This is a genomic window from Soehngenia sp., assembly GCF_055108775.1.
Genome location: NZ_JBSQIL010000007.1, coordinates 14,717 through 36,028, shown reverse-complemented (window position 1 = coordinate 36,028; position 21,312 = coordinate 14,717). Strand labels below are relative to the sequence as shown.

Genomic DNA, 21,312 nt, shown 5'->3' with positions numbered 1-21,312 from the left:
TGTCAATGTAAAAACACAACAATTGATTAAATTTTTATAAAATTCTGTGGAGTGTGAACAATTTGTCAAATTATTTTTATGCTTTAATAGTCTATATTGTAATTGTTAATACATATACTTTCTATCTATTTGGCAAAGATAAAAAACTATCAAAAACTAACAAATGGAGAATAAGTGAAAATAGACTTTTATTTGTAAGCCTTATTGGTGGTTCAATAGGTGGGATTTTAGGGATGAAGTATTTTTCTCATAAAACAAAAAAGAGGAAATTTACAATTCTCATTCCTCTTTTTTTAGTATTGCATTTATTTTTAGTTTATAAATTCATTTTATAGGTATTTTCCGAGCCATTCTGCTGATTTCTCGAGCATATTAACTGTGAAATGATGATTAAGCCTAGGGTAGTTTACAAATTCTATAAGGTCTTTATCTTTATAAATAGTTTTTGCCTTTTCATAAAAGCTATTTTGAGGGTTTATATCTACCACAGTATCTGATTCCCCATGAAGCAACAGTAAAGGTCTATCAACAATTTTATCAAGATTTTGAAATGGGTCGACCTTTAATACATCTCTTTCTAATTCAACAAATTTTTCTTGGTCTTCTATTCCCAAAATTTTCTTAAATATTTGATTGCTTTCTTTGTAATTGCATGAGCCATTTACAATTATAGCTGTCTTTAAATCTTTATCTTTTGCAAATATTCCTCCTGATGTAAATCCTCCCATAGAATGTCCCATGACTGCCAGTCTATTTGGATCTGTATCCAATTGATTTATTGCATATTCTTTAATAATGTAATATTCTTCAATATTTTTTAAGACTATTCTCCAAAAAACCCCTTCATAAATTTCCTTTTCATAATCAACACTTCCTCTTTCGCCATGATATATGCTGTCAGGAACTATGACTTGATATCCTAGGGAAGCTAGGACTTGAGCTCTTAAACTCTGTTTTTCTTTATTAGAGCTAAATCCATGATAAAAAATTATTGTTGGAAAATCACTTTTCCTATATTCTGCTCTATAAACAAGTACTGGTATTTCCTGTATAAACATCTTTTCTTCTCTTACTCCAAATAAATTCATATCTTCCTCCTATATATAGTCTATTTTCCAGTCTATTGGTTCTAAGCCATTTTTTATTAAAAAATCATTTGTCTTTGAAAAAGGTCTAGATCCAAAGAATCCTCTTGCTGCCGAAAATGGACTTGGGTGTGGTGATTTCAAAATTAGATGATTTTTATTTGTGATAAGATCCTGTTTTGATATGGCATTGTTACCCCAGAGCAAAAACACAACAGGTGTTTGCTTTTGATTTACAAGTTCAATTACCCTATCCGTGAATATTTCCCAGCCTAAACCTTTATGTGAATTAGGCTGTCCTTTTCGCACAGTTAAGACAGTATTTAATAATAGGACACCCTCTTTTGCCCATTTTTCAAGATTTCCATGATTGGGTATTTCATATCCTAAGTCATCTTTTAATTCTTTATATATATTCAATAGAGATGGCGGTATGGGAACTCCCTTTTTGACACTAAAGCTTAGACCATGTGCTTGGTTTTCGCCGTGATAAGGGTCTTGCCCTAAAATGACAACTTTGACGTCTTTGTAGGCTGTATAGTGTAGTGCGTTGAAAATGCTGTACATATCGGGGTATACTGTGTAATTTCGGTATTCTTCTATTAAGATTTTTCTCAGTTTAATATAATAATCTTTTTCAAACTCTTCCTCTAATAAATTCTGCCAATCATTTTTAAATATTTGTTTCATTCTACTCACCTTGTTTTTTTGCGATTATATTAGCTGCGGTGTAATAGTCTTTTACACCTGAAATTAAATTGTTCTCACTCACTCTTGTATACATTCCTGCGTATTTTCTATTGTATAAAAAAACACCTACTAAATACTTTAAATTTTTTCTTTTCAATCCACCTTCATATACTAAAAATTCTCTTTCGTAAGGAGATACAAATTCCTGATAGATATAATTTTTATTAAAGGTTTTTTCTAAATTTCTCTTCCAAGAGAGTTCTTCGATATCTCTGCCTATACTGACACCCTGTGATGCATTCATATCCATTGGTTTAATGACATAGTTGTCTTTATTTCTTAACACTTCCTTAAATACATCCTCATCTCCACCAAATATGTTAGTATAAGGTATATGTTTTTTAACAAATTCCAATTCATCTTCATTTAGTAAAAATTTCAAATCTGTATCATGCAAGACCTTAAAAAATATCTTATTGTGTACAACTTGACTTCTTAATGAGCCTATTGTCACTACGTTTCCATCTCTATAAGCCTTTATGAATTCTTCTGCTTCATTGAATTTTTCAATCAATTCAAATGTGACAATTCTTCTGTATATTAAATCTATCCTAGTATTTTCATAGTGAAGTTTATTATCTTTATAGACTAAATCTCTAGGGTCTACTATTAAAGTCTTTAATCCTTTTTTTTCATAAGCTTTTTTAAACTCTAAAAATTCATAAGCAGTGGCGCTCTCTTTAAAATCTACTATTGCCACATTTGGATTCCCTTCACGAAGTTTAGCTTTTTCGTATAATTCCAAACTTACATCTACCCATTTTTCTATGAGCTCTCGATTGTATAATTCAAATCCTTCCTTAAAATCTTTCAAAGCTTTTGATTCAAGCAAAATCCTTGCTATTGTATTGTCTTCGTTCATTGCAGAGGATCCGTCAGTATTTAATTCACAAAATTTGAAATTATCCTTGTCCTTGTAAAACATATCGAATCTAGCTATTGGTATATTTACATCATATGGGTTTTCTAAAAGAATTAGCTCTTCGATCTCTTTTGGGAACAAAAATCTCTTTCTAAATTCAGGATTTTTGATGTATTCGTCAGTTACTTTATCACAAATTTGCATCATGTATTCCATGAGTTTTTTTATTTCAATTTCTTCTGATGTTGAATAGAACATCGGATTATATGTGAAAGGAACAGGTTTACCCTTGTATATTGCTGACGAATTTTTAACTCTTTCAGCTGTCAGATGGTAATCCTTTTCATAAGAGTCCTTATCTCTAAATACCATTTCAATGAAATTTTTATTTATATCTTCTCCAGTCATACTGTATCATCCTTTGCAATTGCCCAATTTAATGCTTTTAATCTGTCTAAGTCAATGTAAAGTCTTTTAGTTCTCTCATGTAAATTTATCTCTTCATTAATTAAGTTTTCAAGTGGAATCAAATAGTTTTTTTCACTATCCTCAAGTCCATCATAGGCTAAATTCAATAATTCCTTTGATATATCTATGATTTTATATTCACCATATTTGCTGAAAAGTCCATTTTTTATGATTTCTTTTTTAGCCATTTTAACTTCTTTTTCATCAATTTTCTTGGTCTTTTCAAACAAATAATTCAAATTTTTTTCGTTATATAACAATCCTTTTATCAAAGCAACTGAACTCAAAGCATATTCAAATGGAACAGAGTCCATCATCCTTATCTCAATATAGGTCTTCGTTCTAACATCTGGAAAAAACATGCTAAAGATATGCCTTATTTCATCATATGTTAAGTTGTCTTCATCTATTATCTCAATAGTATTTTTATCATAAGTTTTTATGATTTCTCCATTTCGCACTGTAAATATGGGAGGTCTATTTAATATATACCTTGCATAATCCTCATATTTAAAGTTATCCCTTAGAGTTCCAGGTATTATGCCTGTTCTATCATCATCGCAATTTTCCCAAATCAAAGCACGAGTACAATGGTTTTCTGATGGTTTTCCGTCAAAAAAATATGCATTCTCATATACAGCAAACAATACAGGAGATAGTGCATTGCTAACTCTTATTTTTTTAGCATAATCAACTTCATCTGTGTAATCTATTGAAACTTGAGTTGCTGCTGTGCCTTTCATCATATTGTGTGCGTATTTTCCTTTTGAGTTGAAGTATTCATACATTATATTGTATCTTTCTTTTGGTGTTAGCCTTATTTCATCAATCCTAGTTACTGGATGATATCCTAAATTTATCAGGGTTTGTTCTTTTTTCTTAAGTATAGGCAAAAATTCTTTTAAAAATTTTTGATATATTTCATTAATCTTTTCTATAGAACTGGTCTTTTCAATGCTTATTTCAAGCTGGCTACCTGGCTCTAAGGTAATATAATAATCATCTTTATCCACTTCTATTATGTGTCCATTTTCTTTAATTACATTTTTGGCATTTTTAGAGAATTCTTCTAAACTTGATTCAACACCATCTATACCAAAGTACGAAACAGAATTTAAATTCTTTTCATATACAACAAAATGTTCTAATTCCAAACCTAATTTTAAATCATCTGGATTTTTCTCACCAGACTTTATAAACTCAGCAAACCTCCTAACCAGATTTGTTTCTGACACATTTATCCCCTCGTTCCGTTAAAGTCAATATCTATTATAACTTTTGCCCTTAGACCATTTGATACGGTTTCTATGCTTTCTTCAATTTCCTCTTTAATTTTTTCGGCTATTTCTTCCTTGTCAATTTTATCTCCATTAATCACAACATGAAGTTCAATATACTTTCCATCTTCATCTTCCAAGACTCTAAAGTCATGCATGGATTCAACTCTATCGTCTTTTTTGATTATATCTTTTACATTTCGCCTCAGCTCATATCTTTCTTTAGTTTCTTTTTCAAGTGGATCCATGTGAATAACTAAAGAAATATTGTACTTTTCTCCTAATTCTCTTTCTGCTTTGTCGATTACGTTGTGTATTGTTATTACATCAATATCTGCTGGAAATTCAACATCTACTGTACCCATGTATTTTCCTTCCCCATATGAATGGATCAAAAGATCATGTGCTCCTGTAATGTAATCATATTTTTTTAAATCTTCATATATGCTCTCAACCATTTCTTTAGATGGTGCCTCACCAATTAATGGACCTATTGTGTATTTTATAAGCCCAATCCCTTGGTAAATAATAAAGAAAGAAACTACTAGCCCAACAACTCCATCTATTGGAAATGTGGTCACTTGAGAAAATAAAATGGATAACACAACAACACTTGTAATAAGAACATCTCCGAATGCGTCAGTTGCTGTAGCTTTGAGTCCAGTTGAGTTTATTTTATCTCCTAATTTTTTATTAAATATTGATAACCATACCTTTGTTAATATAGATAATATAAGAATGCTAAATGAAATAATTTCAAAATCTACAGGTTTTGGATTTCGAATTCTATCAATTGAAGAAGATGTGAATTGAAGCCCCACTAAAATAACCATAAAAGATACTATCAAAGCTGCTATGTATTCTACTCTGCCATGTCCATAGGGATGTTCTTTATCTGCTGGGGAATTTGAAATTTTAAAACCTATCAATGTGGTTATAGAAGATGCAGAATCGGCAAGATTATTTACTCCATCTGCAAGCACACTTATAGATGAAATTAAAAGTCCTATTATTATCTTAATAACCGATAGTAAAACATTTGTTATTACTCCTACTATACCAGCTAAATATCCTACTCTTTGTCTTACTATTGGGTCTTGATAATTAGGATTATCTTTTAGTACTTTCTTTAAAAGCCAATCTGTCAATTCAGTTTCCCCCTAAATATAAATTCATCTTGGTATTATACCCAGTTAATGCAAAATAAAACCCCTGATTGTGAACTGATGCTTCCATAGCAGAAATCTAATTTTAATTAATCAGATTATCTACTTTAGAAGTATCATATCATTTATAGGGGTTTTATTCTATTTATTATATCACATTGAGATGTGATGAGTATTTATTTTTTTATTAATATCTTTTGATTAGGATAAATTAGGTTTGGATTAGTAAGATTATTATACTCCGCTAAGTCTCTCCAATCCACCCCATGTTTGGCTGCTATACCTGATAAAGTCTCTCCACTTTTTACAATATGTTCTATTACGACCGGTTCGCTTATGCTATTTTCAGGTATCATCAATTTTTGACTTGGATAAATCAAATTAGGATTTTTTATTTCATTGAGTTCAGCTATCTCTTTCCAGTCCACACCAAATTTTTGTCCAATTCTATAGAGTGTATCACCTGATTTAACCGTATAGATTGTATGTTTTGGTTCTTCTGGTTCTGTAGGTTGTTCTGGTTCATAAGGCTCTACTTCAATGCCGTGTTCTTTTAATACTTCATCTGGGATTAAGCCTTGTTTTATCATATCATCTGCATTTATAGCTGCTGAATTAAAGCTCCTCCCATCTTCTGATACTGGTAGAGCCAGTCTGCCTGCTTTGATTTCTTCAATTAAATAAGGTCTAAGAGGATGATTTAAGTCTGCACCTATGATTTCCCAATTGTTATCTACTTGTGGTGAAAGAGGTGAGTTTTCCCTTATATAGTCTGCAATATAACTTCTAAGTGATTTTGGATCTGATTCAAAGTATGGTTCACCACTTATGATTCCCATGCTTTTAAGTCCACCATATCTGTAATTATTTATTGCCAATTTAAATGTATCTGTGTCTTTTACTTCTTGTCCATTGAATTTTAAATCAACGATTCTTTCACCTGCTGGTTTGCTTATGTCTATTTTGTAGTCAACTCCTTGGAACATGTCATAATTATATCCTCTTATGTTTGGATTGAAGCTGATATTTATGTCTCCAGGTTTAAAGGTATTATAATAAGAAGCTGACCATTCCATATAGTCTTTTAATTCCTTGCCTGTTATTTCTATTCCTACCAAAGTATTAGGATACTTGTATATTTCAAATATATTAGCGTATGTTACATCACCTTTTCTTAAATTTGAATTTTGACTGAACAATGCAGCAGCTGCGATATCAGCTCCTGTTGCTTCTAATTGAACATTGTTTATCAAGTCTATAACTGCAGTATCTCTAATTTGAGCTTCAGGTATGCCTGGAATTTCTGACGGAGGTGCGAAATCATCAGTTACAGTTCCTATTACCTCCTCCAAAAATTCTAAAGTTCTTTCATGATAAGGTTTGGCGTATTCTTTAAGTTCTTCATCAGCTTTGTAGTCTTTAACACTTATTACATCTACTTTCTTATCTGCTATTACAAATTCGCCATTTTCTTCCTTTACTTCAAAATCAAATCTCACTACTTCTGCTCCTGCATTTTTAGCAGCTCCAACTAAAGTATCATTTATCTTGGTAGCGTGAGTTACATGAGCATGCCCTGTTAATACTGCATCTATTTCTGGAAATTTCTCAATTAATTCCATAGCTCCATCACCGGTTGATGCATATTCCTCTTCTAATCCTGTATGTGTTGAAACGATTATTATGTCTACACCTTGTTGTTTCATTTCTTCAATATATTTCCCAGCTACTTCTACTGGTTTAGAAAACTCTAAGCTAGTTACCTTAGGTCCATCCCACTTAGGTATATTTGGATTAGTAAAACCAAGTATGCCGATTTTTACCCCATCAACTTCTTTAATTACATATGGAGTTGCGTAATTGCTAGAATCTGATTTGTTGGTAATGTTTGCAGCTAATAATGGAAATTGTGCTTCATCTTTGAGTTTATCAATCAATTCCAAGCCAAAATTAAACTCATGGTTGCCTAATACCATGGCATCGTATCCCATGAAGTTCATCACATCAATTACCGGGTTTTTTAGGCTGAGGTCATTATTGTATAAGTCATCAGATAAAATAGTACCTTGAATAGTATCACCATTGTCGATTAACAAAGTGTTTGGATTTTCTTTCCTTACTTCTTTAACTACTGAATACACTTTAGTCATACCAAGATTGTCTAATTCTTTTCCATCTTCATAAGAATAATTGTAGATGTTTGCATGTAAATCTGTGGTACCTAATACTGTAATTTTTATTGTTTCTTCTGCTGCAATTGAACTAGTTGGAAACGGAAAAATCGATAAGACAAGAGCTAAAGCAGACAAAAATGCAACTAATCTTTTACTTTTATACATGAACCTACCTCCTTTAGAATTAAATGCATTTAATATATTCCCATATCGAAGATAATTAAACAAATAATAAATGAACCGACAAATTTGTCGGTTCATTTATTATTAAGCTAAAAAGTATTCTAAATCGCTCTCTACATCTTTTATTGTTCCAATTCCAAAATTATCTACTAATACTTTTGCAACATTTGGTGATAAAAATGCAGGCAAAGTTGGCCCTAAGTGAATGTTTTTAACACCTAAACTCAATAATGCTAGCAATACTATCACCGCTTTTTGTTCATACCAAGCTATATTGTATGCAATAGGCAATTCATTTATGTCATTTAATTCAAATATTTCCTTTAACTTAAGTGCTATAAGGGCTAATGAATAACTGTCATTGCATTGACCTGCATCTAATACTCTTGGTATTCCATTTATATCGCCTAAGTTTAACTTGTTGTATCTGTATTTAGCGCATCCTGCGGTAAGTATGACTGTGTCTTTAGGAAGTGCTTGCGCAAAATCAGTGTAGTAGTTTCTGCTTTTCATTCTACCGTCGCAACCTGCCATTACAAAGAATTTCTTAATATCTCCATTTTTGACTGCTTCTACGATTTTATCTGCAAGAGCGAATACTTGTGCATGTGCAAAGCCACCCACTATTTTTCCTGTTTCTATTTCAGTAGGTGCAGGAAGTCTTTTTGCATGTTCTATTATTTCACTGAAATCTTTTGGCTTCCCACCTTTTCTGTCTGGAATATGTTTAAATCCTGGATATCCAGAGCTGCCTGTTGTATATACTCTGTCCTTATATGATTCTTTAGGTGGAGTTATACAGTTTGTAGTAAATAGTATAGGGCCATTGAATTTTTCAAATTCTTCATTTTGCTTCCACCAAGCATTGCCGTAATTCCCAACAAAATTATCGTACTTTTTAAATGCGGGATAATAGTTTGCTGGAAGCATTTCACTATGAGTATATACATCTACTCCAGTTCCTTGAGTTTGAATTAGCAATTCCTCTAAATCTTTTAAGTCATGGCCTGATACAAGTATAGCCGGATTATTTCTCACACCTATATTTACTTCTGTTATTTCAGGGTTCCCATAGGTAGTTGTATTGGCTTCATCTAATAAAGCCATAGTCTTAACTCCATATTCTCCTGTTTCTAAAGTGAGTTTCACTAGATCGTCTACTGTTAAACTATCATCTGTTATCATACTCAACGCTTTTCTCATGAATTTAGGTATGTCCTTATTTTCAAAACCTAGATTGTGTGCATGCTCATAGTATGCCGCCATGCCTTTAACTCCATAAGTTATTAACTCTCTAAGAGATCTTACATCTTCGTCTTTTGTGCTAAGTACGCCCACTTCGTCTGAAGTTGCTTTGTATATTATGTCTTCATCAGTATTTACTCTAAATTTAGCATAATCCGATAAATTGCTTAAATCAACGCCTTTTTCCAAAAGCGCTCTCTCGATTTCCTCTCTTTTCAATAGAGCTTCTCTAATCTTTTTTAAAAATCTTTCTCGATCAAAGTTAGCATTTGTTATTGTCATAAACAATCCATCTACTATAAATCTATCGAGACCTTCAATTTCTAAACCTATTTCATCCGCCTTAGTAGCTAATTGAGAAATCCCTTTTAACGCATATATCATAAGGTCTTGAAGGTTTGCAACTTCGCTGGTCTTTCCACAAACTCCTACTTTCGTGCATCCAGTTCCCTTTGATGTTTCTTGACATTGAAAACAAAACATATCCATATTACCCCTCCTAATTCTTTATGCTTATATAATACCCTTTTTTTAAAAAAATATGCGTAACATGTGTTACTAAAAATAAATTTTACATAGATTTTATGAATTATTTTGTTATTGCCACAGCAATTTTGGTATATATTGATTGAGGTGAATATATGGAAAATAAGGAATATGATCTTTTATCAAAGCAGGAAAAAAATAGAAGACAGTTAGATATAACTAAAACGTTTCTCAAATTGGGTTTCTTGGCTTTCGGTGGACCAGCAGCTCATATCGCCATGCTTGAGGAAGAAGCTGTCACTAAGAAAAAATGGCTTGATAGAGAAAAATTTATGGATTTCTTTGGGGCTACTAACTTGATTCCAGGACCTAATTCCACTGAAATGGTAATAATGGTTGGATATGAACATGGTGGGGTATTGGGTCTTATAAATGCAGGGGTTTCTTTTATACTCCCAGCTATGCTTATAGTGTTGTTATTTGCTTTTTTTTATGTGAATTATGGAACTTTGCCACAAGTTGGCGCAATATTAGATGGGATAAAGCCCGTAATAATGGCAATCATATTAAATGCTCTTTATAGGCTGTTTAGAAGTGTCATCGATTCAAAAAAGAAAGTCATATTTGGTCTGATTGCTGCATTGCTTTATTATTCAGGTTTTGCTGAAATTAGTTTAATTTTAACTACTGGGATTCTCATGATGTTATATGACAACAGAACAAGACTAAAGGACAAGTTTTTCAGCATATCTTTGCCAATGATATTTTTTGTGTTTTTAAAAATCGGAGCTTTTTTATATGGAAGTGGATATGTATTGTTGGCTTTCTTAGAATCAGAGTTTGTTGAAAAGAGAGCATTGCTGACTAATACACAATTGCTTGATGCTATCGCTGTTGGACAATTCACTCCAGGCCCAGTTTTTACCACTGCAACTTTTATCGGATATTTATTGGGGAGTTTACCTGGAGCAATACTTGCAACAATAGGGATTTTCTTACCTGCTTTTGTGGTGGTTTATTTGATAAAACCACATATTCAAACACTTAGAAATTCAGTTTATTTTTCAAGTGCATTAGATGGTGTCAATATAGCTTCTTTAGTTATGATGGCTTTTGTTAGCATAAGTCTTGGTATGGCATCTTTATTTAATCCTATTACCGTAACTATATTTTTATTAAGTCTTATCCTGATGATAAGATTTAAAGTTAATAGTGCTATATTGATAGTACTGGGTGGATTGACGAATTTTATAATATCAGTTTTATAACACAAACCTCAGGTTAAACCTGAGGTTTGTATATTTAATGCTTATTTATTTTATATTCTCTTATCGTTCTATTCCCTGCATCATCCACTGCTTCAATAACTATATCGTTTTTTCCTTTGTTTAATTTTAGCTCATATTCTATCAAATACATGGCATTATCTAATTCATCAAAATATGACCAATCTGGAGATATATTTGTTAGTATATTTTGATTTAAATAAACTTTCAAGCTTGGAAAATTATCACTTACCTTGGCTTTTATTGTAATAGTATTAGCCTTTGTTTGACTAGGAATAGCTTCAATTAGTTCTATAGTAGGAGCAATGGTGTCTATAAATATCTTGTGAGCAAAGCTAATCATGTTTCCAGCTCCATCAGCGGCTTCTATGTTTATAGAGTGGAATCCATCTTCTAATAAAAGATCTATTTTGAAGTTCCATTGATTATTAAATTCATCCCATACTAAGTTGACAATTCTATCATTTATTTTTAAATATTCAATGTTAGATTCATCTTTTACATATCCTGATAGAGTTACTTTATTGCTGTTTAGAAGATCAAAAAAAGCTGGTGTTTGAACCATTACTGTTGGTATAGTTATGTCATTATCAACTGGCATTAAAGGTTCTTTGTATTTTTCTGCATCTGGTGTTTCTGGTGTCGCAGGCTCTTGTGGTCCTTTAGGATTTGTTTTATCTTTTTTTGGAGGATTTACTCCTTTAAATACTTTTTCTAATGATCTAAATTCATAGTTGTTTGCAAAATCAACCACAACAACTTCCGATTTCATGCTGTAAGAAACATCAGTTAGATCAAATACTCCATCTAAAGATCGACTAACTAGTTTGCCATTTGTATATAGCTCATAGATATATATTTCGTTTCCACTATCATGAGCTTTTACATGCAATTCATTCATGTCTGCATCATATAATACATCTTCTATTACTGGTTTAGTGTTGTCCAGTTTCACTGGGAAAGTATAAACTTGCCAATCAGCATTTGGATAGTCCACTTTTGTTTTTATCTCATAATAGTATTGCCCATCTTTTGCTAATTTGTTATTTATTTTACCATCCCAGCTCCAGTCTCTATAGGATGTATAATATGGATAACGAGAATCAAAATAATTTTTTCGTAAATCGTTTTGTTTAGCTAATTGTCTAACTACATTCATGCCTTCATCTAGAATATTTATTTCAAGTTCTTTCGCGTTTCTTAAAAAACTCACTACCGGAACTACCGAGTCGTATACTCCATCGTTATTTGGCGAAAATGAAATAAAGTTCTCATCAACATTCCCTAAGGCATCAAAACCTAAGAAATAGTAGGTTCTGTTTGCTTCATCCAACCATGCTAAACCAGTGACTCCGTAAAATTGATTTCCCTCTGCATCGTATATACTATCATCTAAGATTGGAGCTTTATCCCATTCTCCAAAAAATCCCAAATAAGGAATGCTTAAACTTGGATTTTCATCTAACACATCATCTAATGTTATAAATCCTTCAATGAACGTTCCATTTGGGAATATATACTCTAGTGGAACATTGTAAAACCAATCTACTGCATTTGTTAAATCAATGCTTACCAATACATCTGTGTATCCATTAGCGGGCACATTTATTGTCTGTTGACTAAATGTCAATGGAAATTCTCCTGACCAAAAACCATTTGGCCCTTGAGGCTCTATAGTATCTTCTATATAAACGCCTTGTGATTCTAAATAGTTATATTCAGTATCTGCTAAATCTGTCTGTACTGTTCCTTTAAGGCTATATGATAGTTGCCTATCACTTAAGTTTTGAACTCTTATGGTAAATTCAGTTAAATAATCAATTTCTCCTAATTCAACTTTACTTATTCCTGTTGTTGGATCAATTACTATAGCAGGTGTTATACTTGCACTCAATAAGTCCATGGTGCCTGCTCCCTGTCTTCTAGGAGAAGTATAATTAAATTCAGTCAAACCATAATAAGAGTTATATAATCCTTTGTCTCCTAGTGGTTTTGCTGTGCTCATAATCAAATTCTTAACTAGGTTTGCTCTTAATTCTCCTTCTAATCCAAATTCTTTATCTACTCTCTGCAAAATTAAGCTACTACCTCCTGCTACATGAGGAGCTGCCATAGATGTTCCACTCATTGATTGATATTTGTTATTCTGTGCAGTAGAGTATATAGCTCCACCAGGTGCTGTAATCTCAGGTTTAAATCCTAAATTAGGAGTTGTCCCCCAAGATGTAAAATCTGACATTTTACCAGCATTTGGATTTAATGAAATCACTGTCTTATTATTAAATTCAACAAATTTTTCATCTAAAGATAGAAGTTTAAGCCCCCCACTGTTTCCTATAAACATGGCAGGTATCATTAAATTGTCTGGAGTAGCCATATTTACAAGAGCTTCTCCTCCGGATTGATGATTATAGACTATTATACCAATAGCTCCTGCATTTTGTGCATTGGTTATCTTATCAACAAAATTTGGTGTTAGACCTCCTCTAACTACAAGAGCGATCTTGCCTTCGACATTGGCCATTTCACTTGGATGACCTGATCCAGCATCTACATATTCTACAGGTCCATCATAGAAATCAATAGGATCGAATCTGCCTGCTATTGCCATAGGAATGTATTTTTCTAGTCCATTTTCTCTATACATCAAAGTTCTAGACATCTGATGAGTGTTTTCTATGGAAGCTACTTGAAGTGAATCATATGCCAATCCAGGAGAGCCAACAACACCTATGTCTGGATTTGATGTGTATGGATTATCCCATCCGTTTCCAAATCTAGCAGAATTTCCGGCAGATACAGCACAGATTACTCCATTTTCTACAGCATTTTTTATTGCAACTTGCTCTAAATCTTCTTCATCAACAAATGAAGCTGTCGAGCCTAAACTCATGTTTATTACATCTGCTCCAAGAGCTACTGAATCATCTATAGCCTTTACAATTATATCCCCATAAGTGGTAGAAAGTGATGGATTGTTACCAAACACTTTCATAGCTAGTATTTGAGCTTCTTTTGCTACTCCTTGTACCCCTCCGTCTTCTTCATTGCCATTTGCAGCAGCTATCCCTGCTACATGCATGCCATGTTCTGATGCATCTGGTCCTAAATCGAGGATTTCTTGGTTTTTATCCATGTAATTGTATCCATAAGGAACTTTTATTGTCCTAAATGTCCCTGGAAAACCAGTTAAATCAACTGCAGACTGGATTTTAGCCTTGTCAGGATTTGTCAATACCATGTCTTTATGACTAGGGTCAACTCCAGTGTCAATGATTGCAATTACTGTTCCTTCTCCATTATAATCTAAATTCTCCCAAACTTCTCTTGCATTTATAATGTCTTTGCTTGTAACAAGTTCTGGCTTTGGTCTTTCATATTCGTTTACTAGACTCACATTTTTGACATTTTCTAATTGATTTATTTTCTTAGCATCTCCAAAAGTTGTTTCGATACTAAACCCATTTACAACATTTGTAAAACTTTCTAATTCTTTAAATTTTATTCCTTTTGCCTTCATCAATTCTTTAAGTGCTTTCTGCTCTGCTTTGATCTCATCTTTGAGCTGTTTTTTTAGGTTGCTATCAAGTTTCGCAAAATCCTTTTTGTTTAAAGTTGCAACCTTAATTATAGGATCACTTTCTAGCTCAACTGCTACTCTAACTAAATCTGTGTCCTTTAATTCTTCTTCGTTAAATTGTGTCAATGATTTTGTAGGTGTAACATTTTTCTCTGCCTGATATCTTAAGTTCTGTAATTCTGTCAAAGATGGTGCTGCTGATGTGAAATTAACACTTGTGAGTAAAAAAATTATGGCTACTGCTAATGATATAAATTTTTTCATATGAAAAAAATCCCTCCTTTTCGAGGGATTTTACCCTTTATATTGGTTTTCAAACATTTAATTTTATTAAATTAAAACGCTTAATTATCTCAGCGTTTAAGCGGCAAATTGACTGTTGTAAAGGTCAGCATAGAACCCATTTAGTTTCATTAATTCATCATGACTCCCTTGCTCAATTATTTGCCCATTATTCATTACTAGTATGATATCTGCGTTTCTTATCGTTGAAAGTCTATGTGCTATGACAAAGCTAGTTCTTCCTTTCATTAGCATATCCATTCCCTTTTGAATTAGAATTTCCGTTCTAGTATCTACACTTGATGTAGCTTCGTCTAGTATAAGTATAGTTGGATTTGCTAATATGGCTCTGGCTATAGTTAAAAGCTGTTTTTGACCTTGGGAAATATTTGAGGCTTCCTCATTTAATTCAGTGTCATATCCTTTTGGCAAAGTCCTTATAAAGTGGTCTGCCTGAGCTAGTTTTGCAGCGTGTATTATTTCATCATCCGTTGCATTTTCTTTCCCATATGCTATATTTTCTTTGATTGTCCCATTGAATAACCACGTATCTTGCAATACCATTCCAAAGAGCTTTCTTACATCTTCTCTTTTTAAATCTTTTGTGTTTACTCCATCTATGATGATTTCTCCATCATCAATTTCATAAAACCTCATGAGTAAATTTACAATGGTTGTCTTGCCTGCACCTGTAGGTCCAACAATTGCCACTGTTTCACCAGGTGATGCATGTAGATTCATGTCTTTTATCAAGGGTTTTTCTTTAGTGTAACCAAATGTAACATTTTTAAATTCTACTTCTCCTCTAGGACTTTCTAATTTCAATACTTTATGGCTTTCATCATCTTCTTCCTCTTCATCCAATAATTCGAATACCCTTTCAGCAGAGGCAACAGTTGATTGGAGAATGTTAATGATCTCTGCAGTTTGTACTATAGGCAGAGTAAATTGCCTTGTGTATTGCATGAAAGCTTGAACTGATCCAATGGTTATGTTTCCTCTTAGCACAAATATCCCACCAACAACAGCTACAAATACGTACCCAATATTATTGACAAGTGACATGAGAGGCATTATTATCCCAGATACAAATTGTGCTTTCCACGCATGACTATACAATCTATCGTTTATTTCATTGAATTCTTCAATAAACTGATTTTCTCTGCTGTAAGCTTTAACCGTTACATGCCCAGTAAAAGTTTCTTCAACATGACCATTTAATTCCCCTAATGTATTTGCCTGTTTTGAAAAATAAACTTGAGATCTCTTCGCAATGCTTCTTGTGATCAGTATGCTCAATGGTATTGTAACTAGTGTAATCAGTGTGAGCGTTGGAGAAATTACAAGCATCATCACAAATATACCTATGAATGTCAAAGCCGATGTTATCAGTTGTGTTACTGATTGTTGCATAGTTGAAATAATTGTATCAATGTCATTTGTAACTCTACTTAAAATTTCTCCTACTGTCTTTGAATCAAAATACTTTAATGGCAATTTGTGTATTTTGTCGTTTGCTTGTTTTCTTAAGTCATACCCTAATCTTTGTGACACACTAGCCATTAAAAATAGTTGCAAATAACTAAAGGAAGCTGCTACCAAATAAATACCTATTAATAAAAATATGGTGTTTTTAATAAAATTAAAGTCAATTGGGGTATTTGTGGTGATAGAGTCATACAACGAAGTTGTTATTTGCCCTATTATTATTGGACTTATGACGGTAAAAATTGTAGCTCCAATAGCCATAAAAATGACAATAGCCATCCTAACTCTATATGGTTTCAAATATCCAGCTAGTCTTCTCACACTTCCTGAAAAATCTTTTGGCTTTTCTAAAGTTGCAAACCTTCCTCCTTGCCCTCTCCCTCCTTGTTGATTGTTTACTCTCTTAGCTTTTCTTTTCTTCTCTAAATCTTTATTTTCTTCACTCATCTTTTAATGCCTCCTCACCGAGCTGAGATTGAGCTATTTCCCTATAAACTTCACAAGATTTTAACAATTCTTTGTGATTTCCCATTCCTACTATTTCTCCGTCATCTAATACTACAATTGTTTCAGCGTCCATGATAGTTGAAATTCTTTGTGCTACTATTAGTACTCCTGAATTTTGTGTAACTTTTTTTAGTTCTTCCCTTAGTATTTTATCTGTTTTAAAGTCAAGGGCAGAAAAGCTATCGTCAAACAGATAAAAATCAGGTCTTCTAACTATTGCCCTAGCTATTGATAACCTTTGTTTTTGCCCACCTGAGAGGTTCTTTCCTCCTTGAGATAATATATAATCTAATCCTTCTTTATTTTTTTGAACAAAATCATAAGCTTGTGCTATTTTTAGAGCTTCAATTATCTCTTCATCTGTCGCGTCTTCTTTCCCCATCTTTATGTTATCCCTTATTGTCCCTGTAAACAGGACAGTTTTTTGAGGGATTAATGAAAAGTGTTTTCTCAACTCATCCTGAGAAATATTTTTTATATTTTTGCCGTTTAACAGTATTTCTCCATTTGTAGGTTCAAAAAATCTCATGATCAAATTTAAAATAGTTGATTTTCCGCTACCAGTTCCACCTATGATGGCAGTTGTTTGTCCTTTTTTTACTTTAAAGCTAATGTCTTTCACCGCTGGTGTTTCTGAATCAAAGTAGTTAAACGTTACATCTTTTAATTCTAATATATCTCCTTCTTTGTTTTCAGGTAATTTCTCCACTCCATCTACTATATCTGATTGTAATTCTAAGACTTCATTTATTCTAGTTGCTGAAGCGCTTGCTCTTGGAATCATTATAAATATAACTGATACCATTATCAAAGAAAACATAATCTGCATTACATATTGAATAAATGCCATCAATTGTCCAACTTCCATGTTGTTTGTACTTATTAAATTGCTTCCAAACCAAATTACTGCAACATTTGTAAAATTTAGTATGATCATTATCAAAGGCATAACCAAAGTCATAATTCTAGTGACTTTTAAAAATGTCTCTGTCAAATCTCTATTTGCTTTTTCAAATCTCTTTTTTTCAAAATCAACTTTATTAAAAGCCCTTATTACTCTAATGCCTGATAACTCTTCTCTCATTACCTTGTTTATCTTATCTATTTTTTCTTGAATCTTTTTGAAAAAAGGAAATGCTACTCTCCCTATCGTTGCAATTACTATTAATAATAAAGGTCCTGATATTAGAAGAATTCTGGATAGTGTAGAGTTAGTTGAATATGCCATAACAAAACCCCCTATTAGCATTAGAGGGGCTCTTACCATCATTCTCATTGACATAATTGCTACTTGTTGAATTTGGTTGATATCATTAGTAGTTCTAGTAATTAATGAGGACGTTCCTATTTTCTCCATTTCATTAAGAGAATAGCCTTCTACTTTTGTAAAAACCATTCTTCTTAAGTCCCTACCAAATCCTGTAGCTGCCTTAGAAGAAAGATATGCCGATACTATCATCGAAGATGTTCCTAATATGGCAAACATAATCATGCGTAAGCCTGTATTAATTATGTAGTCTACATCTCCATTTACGACTCCATTATCGACTATGTTTCCCATAAGCCTTGGTAAAAATAATTCACAAAGAACTCCTATCATAGTAAATGTTAGTATCCCAAGAATATTTTTCCAATAAGGCTTTAAATTTTTAAAAATTTTTATCATTCAAATGCGCTCTCCTTATTTAACAAGTCTGTTTGTTTATTCTATCATTTTAGGGTATAATATAAAAGTGATTATAGCAAATATTTTTTTGTTTTTCAAGGTGAGGGGGTTTAACATGCAATTGTCAATAGGTAGCACTATAAAAAAATTAAGAGAGAACAAAGGTATAAGTGTTGAAGAGTTTGCTCATGGACTTGATATTCCTAAAGAAGTAGTAGAAATGTGGGAAAATAATCTAGCATATCCCGATATAACTCTTCTTTCTTCAATAGCTAGATTACTCGGGACAACTATAGACTCACTCTTGATGTTTGAAACTGAACTTACACCAGAAGATGTTAATAATATCTACAAGATATGTGCTGAAAAATTTACCACTTCCAATTATTATGAAGCTATGGAAATGTGTGAAAAATATTTAAAGGAATACCCAGACAGCCTTTTTCTAAAGTTCAGGATTGGGAGTTTACTTCAAGAGTACATTCAATTAGCTCATTCTGAAGAAGAGGCCGATAGAATGTTAAATCGCTCAATTGAGTTGTTAGAAGAGGCTTCAAATATTGGAGATCTAGAGGTTAAACAAGCTTCATTATATGTACTCTCAAGCCTTTATACAATGAAAGGTGAATATGAAAAAGCTATCGACTTACTAAATACATTGCCCAAAATCAATGTAAACACAGGTTTTATGCTTTCGACTATTTATTCTATTACAGGTGATAGCAATAAGGCTAAAAAAATAGAGCAAGAAAGTCTTTTTAACAATATCAATAATTCAATAATTTCTTTAGCTAGCCTATGGGGTATAGCACTAAAAGATAGAGATTTTGATTATGCTTTGGAATTAGCAAATCTTCAAAGAAAACTAATACAAGATTTTGAACTTGAAGGATATCTGCTTGGTAATAATATCTTGATGTTTGCAGATACTTTTGCAATGTTAAAAGATGAAGAAAAGACATTATCTTATATCGAAAAATATGTTGATTGGCTTTTAAAAACCGATAAAGAAAGTCTCGATTTATCGAAGAATAAGTATTTTTATTTAGTTGAAAATCTAACTCCAAATATGAGTTATGAATACAATAAGCAAAATTTCATAGGATCTGTTGTTAAAAATCCAGAATATGATTTTATTAAATATACTGATAAGTACAAAAAAATTATTGGAAGGATATTCTAAAGATTTATTATGCAAAAATTATTATATAAAGATAATGAAAAATATTTAAAGTATCTAATTTTATTTTTTTATAGTATATTGTTGATTCTTAGTTCTTTTTTATTCAATTCGCCTTCAGAGATATTTAATGGGCTTAAAGTAATCATAGCCCATCCCGATTTGTTGATAGTAGATTATTTTGAAGTTGCCAACATAGGATCTGCTTTATTTAATAGCGGATTAGTCATGATAATGCTATTGGCTATAGTTCTATTTCAAAACATAGACCCGAATGGGCCAGTAATATCTGCTATCTTTACAGTTGCTGGATTTTCAATGTTTGGAAAGAACATCATAAATGTATTAAGTATAATTTTAGGAGTCTATATTTATAGTAAAATAAAAAAAGAAAAATTCTCAAAATATACAGTGATTGCTTTTTTTAGTACAGCACTTAGCCCTTTGGTAACACGTGTTGGTTTCGGAAGTGAGTTGTTAGTTCCTTTTAATTATATCTTTGCTATTGTTTCGGGTTTGTTTGTAGGCTTAATCATGCCTCCATTAGCAAGTAGTTTTGTTCGATTCCACGATGGCTACAGTCTTTATAATATCGGTTTTACTGCTGGAATAATAGGTATGGTAGTAGCTTCATTGTTTAAAATTTTCGACAGACCATTGGAATCTTTAAGCACTGTTTATGAAGGTCCTGATGGAAAGATAAAAATCATTATTTATATCATAATTATAAGCATGATTTTATTTAAATTTATAATCTCAAGGCTGGATTTTCATAGATATAAAAATCTAATAGGTCGTTCAGGTAGGTTAGTTACTGATTTTGTGAGCTTAGATGGATTTGATTTCGCAATTTTCAATATGGGTATTGTTGGATTAATATGTATGCTTTATCTTGAAATAATTGATGCAACCATAAACGGACCAACAATTGCTGGCTTATTTACAGTAGTAGGATTTGGTGCTTTTGGGAAACATCCTAGAAATATTTTACCTGTTATGCTAGGTACAATATTAATGCTAAAAATAACTGGCAGTGATTTATCTAGTATAGGCTCAGTCTTAACTGTACTATTTTCAACTACTTTAGCCCCAATAGCTGGTGAATTTGGAGTGCTGTTTGGTTTGTTGGCAGGTGGCTTGCATGCATCTTTGGTTTCAAACCTGTCATATCTTCATGCTGGACTAAATCTATATAACAATGGTTTCTCTGGTGGATTTGTTGCAGCATTTTTAGTACCAATCATTACTTCATTTAGAAAGGAAAAATCTGATGAATAAAAATGAATTGATCATGATAAAAATAATGAATGAATTAGTCCATATATATTTAAACCATGGTTGCAACAATGTAAATATTAACCTGGTATTTGATGAAAATAAAGGCATGGTGGAATTGCAGGGCGCTGTAAAAAATATAGATGAATCTGTTTTAAACAAACTTAAAATGTCTTTAAACACACCTCGAAGAGATGATACAGAAGAGTATTATTGGGGTTTACTCGGAAGTGATTATTCATCTCAATTGAACTTGCTCGATGCAATGGTTGATGAAGGCCAATTAAATTATGAGAATGGTATATTGACTTTAAAAGTCATAAGAAGATTTTAGAGAGGCATTGAGCCTCTC

General features: G+C 32.3%; 15 protein-coding genes. 5 read left to right on the top strand and 10 right to left on the bottom strand.

From position 1 onward, the window contains the following. Positions 1 to 62: 62 nt before the first annotated feature. Complete coding sequence (locus ACTB1H_RS02040; protein ID WP_463261173.1) at positions 63 to 335, top strand: DUF1294 domain-containing protein; 273 nt, start codon at positions 63 to 65, stop codon at positions 333 to 335. On the opposite strand, the gene ACTB1H_RS02035 is transcribed toward ACTB1H_RS02040, so the two are convergent. From ACTB1H_RS02035 to hcp, 7 genes are all read right to left on the bottom strand, one after another. Beyond that, a complete protein-coding gene (locus tag ACTB1H_RS02035) occupies positions 330 to 1,088 on the bottom strand; it encodes a prolyl oligopeptidase family serine peptidase (protein WP_463261172.1) in 759 nt (252 codons plus the stop codon). The two genes, ACTB1H_RS02040 and ACTB1H_RS02035, sit on opposite strands and share 6 nt — an antisense overlap. 9 nt (positions 1,089 to 1,097) lie before the next feature. Continuing rightward, a complete protein-coding gene (locus ACTB1H_RS02030; RefSeq protein ID WP_463261171.1) occupies positions 1,098 to 1,775 on the bottom strand; it encodes a uracil-DNA glycosylase in 678 nt (225 codons plus the stop codon). 1 nt (position 1,776) lies between these two features. Beyond that, positions 1,777 to 3,105 (bottom strand): glutathionylspermidine synthase family protein, encoded by a 1,329-nt coding sequence (locus ACTB1H_RS02025; protein WP_463261170.1) that lies wholly within the window; start codon positions 3,103 to 3,105, stop codon positions 1,777 to 1,779. Further along, the gene (locus ACTB1H_RS02020) at positions 3,102 to 4,400 is read right to left on the bottom strand and encodes a glutamate-cysteine ligase family protein (RefSeq protein WP_463261169.1); all 1,299 of its coding nucleotides are present in this window, start codon (positions 4,398 to 4,400) and stop codon (positions 3,102 to 3,104) included. Before ACTB1H_RS02020 ends, ACTB1H_RS02025 begins: the two co-directional genes overlap by 4 nt. Before the next feature lie 2 nt (positions 4,401 to 4,402). Continuing rightward, complete coding sequence (locus ACTB1H_RS02015; protein ID WP_463261167.1) at positions 4,403 to 5,590, bottom strand: cation diffusion facilitator family transporter; 1,188 nt, start codon at positions 5,588 to 5,590, stop codon at positions 4,403 to 4,405. 194 nt (positions 5,591 to 5,784) lie between these two features. Then, the gene (locus ACTB1H_RS02010) at positions 5,785 to 7,947 is read right to left on the bottom strand and encodes a LysM peptidoglycan-binding domain-containing protein (protein ID WP_463261166.1); all 2,163 of its coding nucleotides are present in this window, start codon (positions 7,945 to 7,947) and stop codon (positions 5,785 to 5,787) included. A 102-nt stretch (positions 7,948 to 8,049) separates the two neighbouring features. Further along, positions 8,050 to 9,699 (bottom strand): hydroxylamine reductase, encoded by a 1,650-nt coding sequence (hcp, locus tag ACTB1H_RS02005; protein WP_463261165.1) that lies wholly within the window; start codon positions 9,697 to 9,699, stop codon positions 8,050 to 8,052. 152 nt (positions 9,700 to 9,851) lie between these two features. Between hcp and ACTB1H_RS02000 the strand changes: the two genes are divergently transcribed. Further along, positions 9,852 to 10,964: a chromate transporter gene (locus ACTB1H_RS02000; RefSeq protein WP_463261164.1), complete on the top strand. Its 1,113-nt coding sequence runs from the start codon at positions 9,852 to 9,854 to the stop codon at positions 10,962 to 10,964. Between the two features lie 34 nt (positions 10,965 to 10,998). On the opposite strand, the gene ACTB1H_RS01995 is transcribed toward ACTB1H_RS02000, so the two are convergent. The 3 genes from ACTB1H_RS01995 to ACTB1H_RS01985 all read right to left on the bottom strand — a co-directional run bounded on the left by ACTB1H_RS01995 (position 10,999) and on the right by ACTB1H_RS01985 (position 18,505). Next, positions 10,999 to 14,826: a S8 family serine peptidase gene (locus ACTB1H_RS01995; RefSeq protein WP_463261163.1), complete on the bottom strand. Its 3,828-nt coding sequence runs from the start codon at positions 14,824 to 14,826 to the stop codon at positions 10,999 to 11,001. A 96-nt stretch (positions 14,827 to 14,922) separates the two neighbouring features. Then, on the bottom strand, positions 14,923 to 16,779 hold the full coding sequence (locus ACTB1H_RS01990) for an ABC transporter ATP-binding protein (RefSeq protein ID WP_463261162.1): 1,857 nt from the start codon (positions 16,777 to 16,779) through the stop codon (positions 14,923 to 14,925). Continuing rightward, entirely contained in the window at positions 16,772 to 18,505 is a 1,734-nt protein-coding gene (locus tag ACTB1H_RS01985; RefSeq protein WP_463261161.1) for an ABC transporter ATP-binding protein, read from the bottom strand. Before ACTB1H_RS01985 ends, ACTB1H_RS01990 begins: the two co-directional genes overlap by 8 nt. Before the next feature lie 115 nt (positions 18,506 to 18,620). Between ACTB1H_RS01985 and ACTB1H_RS01980 the strand changes: the two genes are divergently transcribed. The 3 genes from ACTB1H_RS01980 to ACTB1H_RS01970 are packed head-to-tail and all read left to right on the top strand — an operon-like array spanning position 18,621 to position 21,294. Further along, on the top strand, positions 18,621 to 19,688 hold the full coding sequence (locus ACTB1H_RS01980; protein WP_463261160.1) for a helix-turn-helix domain-containing protein: 1,068 nt from the start codon (positions 18,621 to 18,623) through the stop codon (positions 19,686 to 19,688). Positions 19,689 to 19,697: 9 nt separating this feature from the next. Further along, the gene (locus ACTB1H_RS01975) at positions 19,698 to 20,963 is read left to right on the top strand and encodes a DUF1576 domain-containing protein (RefSeq protein ID WP_463261159.1); all 1,266 of its coding nucleotides are present in this window, start codon (positions 19,698 to 19,700) and stop codon (positions 20,961 to 20,963) included. Beyond that, positions 20,956 to 21,294: a hypothetical protein gene (locus ACTB1H_RS01970; protein WP_463261158.1), complete on the top strand. Its 339-nt coding sequence runs from the start codon at positions 20,956 to 20,958 to the stop codon at positions 21,292 to 21,294. The genes ACTB1H_RS01975 and ACTB1H_RS01970 overlap by 8 nt, the downstream gene beginning before the upstream one ends. The last annotated feature ends 18 nt before the right edge of the window (positions 21,295 to 21,312 follow it).

What these genes read in the sequence shown, in the direction of transcription:
- ACTB1H_RS02025 (WP_463261170.1), bottom strand. Translation starts at nt 3,105, where the DNA reads ATGACTGGAGAAGATATAAATAAAAATTTCATTGAAATGGTATTTAGA.
- ACTB1H_RS02030 (WP_463261171.1), bottom strand. Translation starts at nt 1,775, where the DNA reads ATGAAACAAATATTTAAAAATGATTGGCAGAATTTATTAGAGGAAGAG.
- ACTB1H_RS01975 (WP_463261159.1), top strand. Translation starts at nt 19,698, where the DNA reads ATGCAAAAATTATTATATAAAGATAATGAAAAATATTTAAAGTATCTA.
- ACTB1H_RS01985 (WP_463261161.1), bottom strand. Translation starts at nt 18,505, where the DNA reads ATGATAAAAATTTTTAAAAATTTAAAGCCTTATTGGAAAAATATTCTT.
- ACTB1H_RS01980 (WP_463261160.1), top strand. Translation starts at nt 18,621, where the DNA reads ATGCAATTGTCAATAGGTAGCACTATAAAAAAATTAAGAGAGAACAAA.
- ACTB1H_RS01970 (WP_463261158.1), top strand. Translation starts at nt 20,956, where the DNA reads ATGAATAAAAATGAATTGATCATGATAAAAATAATGAATGAATTAGTC.
- ACTB1H_RS02010 (WP_463261166.1), bottom strand. Translation starts at nt 7,947, where the DNA reads ATGTATAAAAGTAAAAGATTAGTTGCATTTTTGTCTGCTTTAGCTCTT.
- ACTB1H_RS01995 (WP_463261163.1), bottom strand. Translation starts at nt 14,826, where the DNA reads ATGAAAAAATTTATATCATTAGCAGTAGCCATAATTTTTTTACTCACA.
- ACTB1H_RS02035 (WP_463261172.1), bottom strand. Translation starts at nt 1,088, where the DNA reads ATGAATTTATTTGGAGTAAGAGAAGAAAAGATGTTTATACAGGAAATA.
- hcp (WP_463261165.1), bottom strand. Translation starts at nt 9,699, where the DNA reads ATGGATATGTTTTGTTTTCAATGTCAAGAAACATCAAAGGGAACTGGA.
- ACTB1H_RS02000 (WP_463261164.1), top strand. Translation starts at nt 9,852, where the DNA reads ATGGAAAATAAGGAATATGATCTTTTATCAAAGCAGGAAAAAAATAGA.
- ACTB1H_RS01990 (WP_463261162.1), bottom strand. Translation starts at nt 16,779, where the DNA reads ATGAGTGAAGAAAATAAAGATTTAGAGAAGAAAAGAAAAGCTAAGAGA.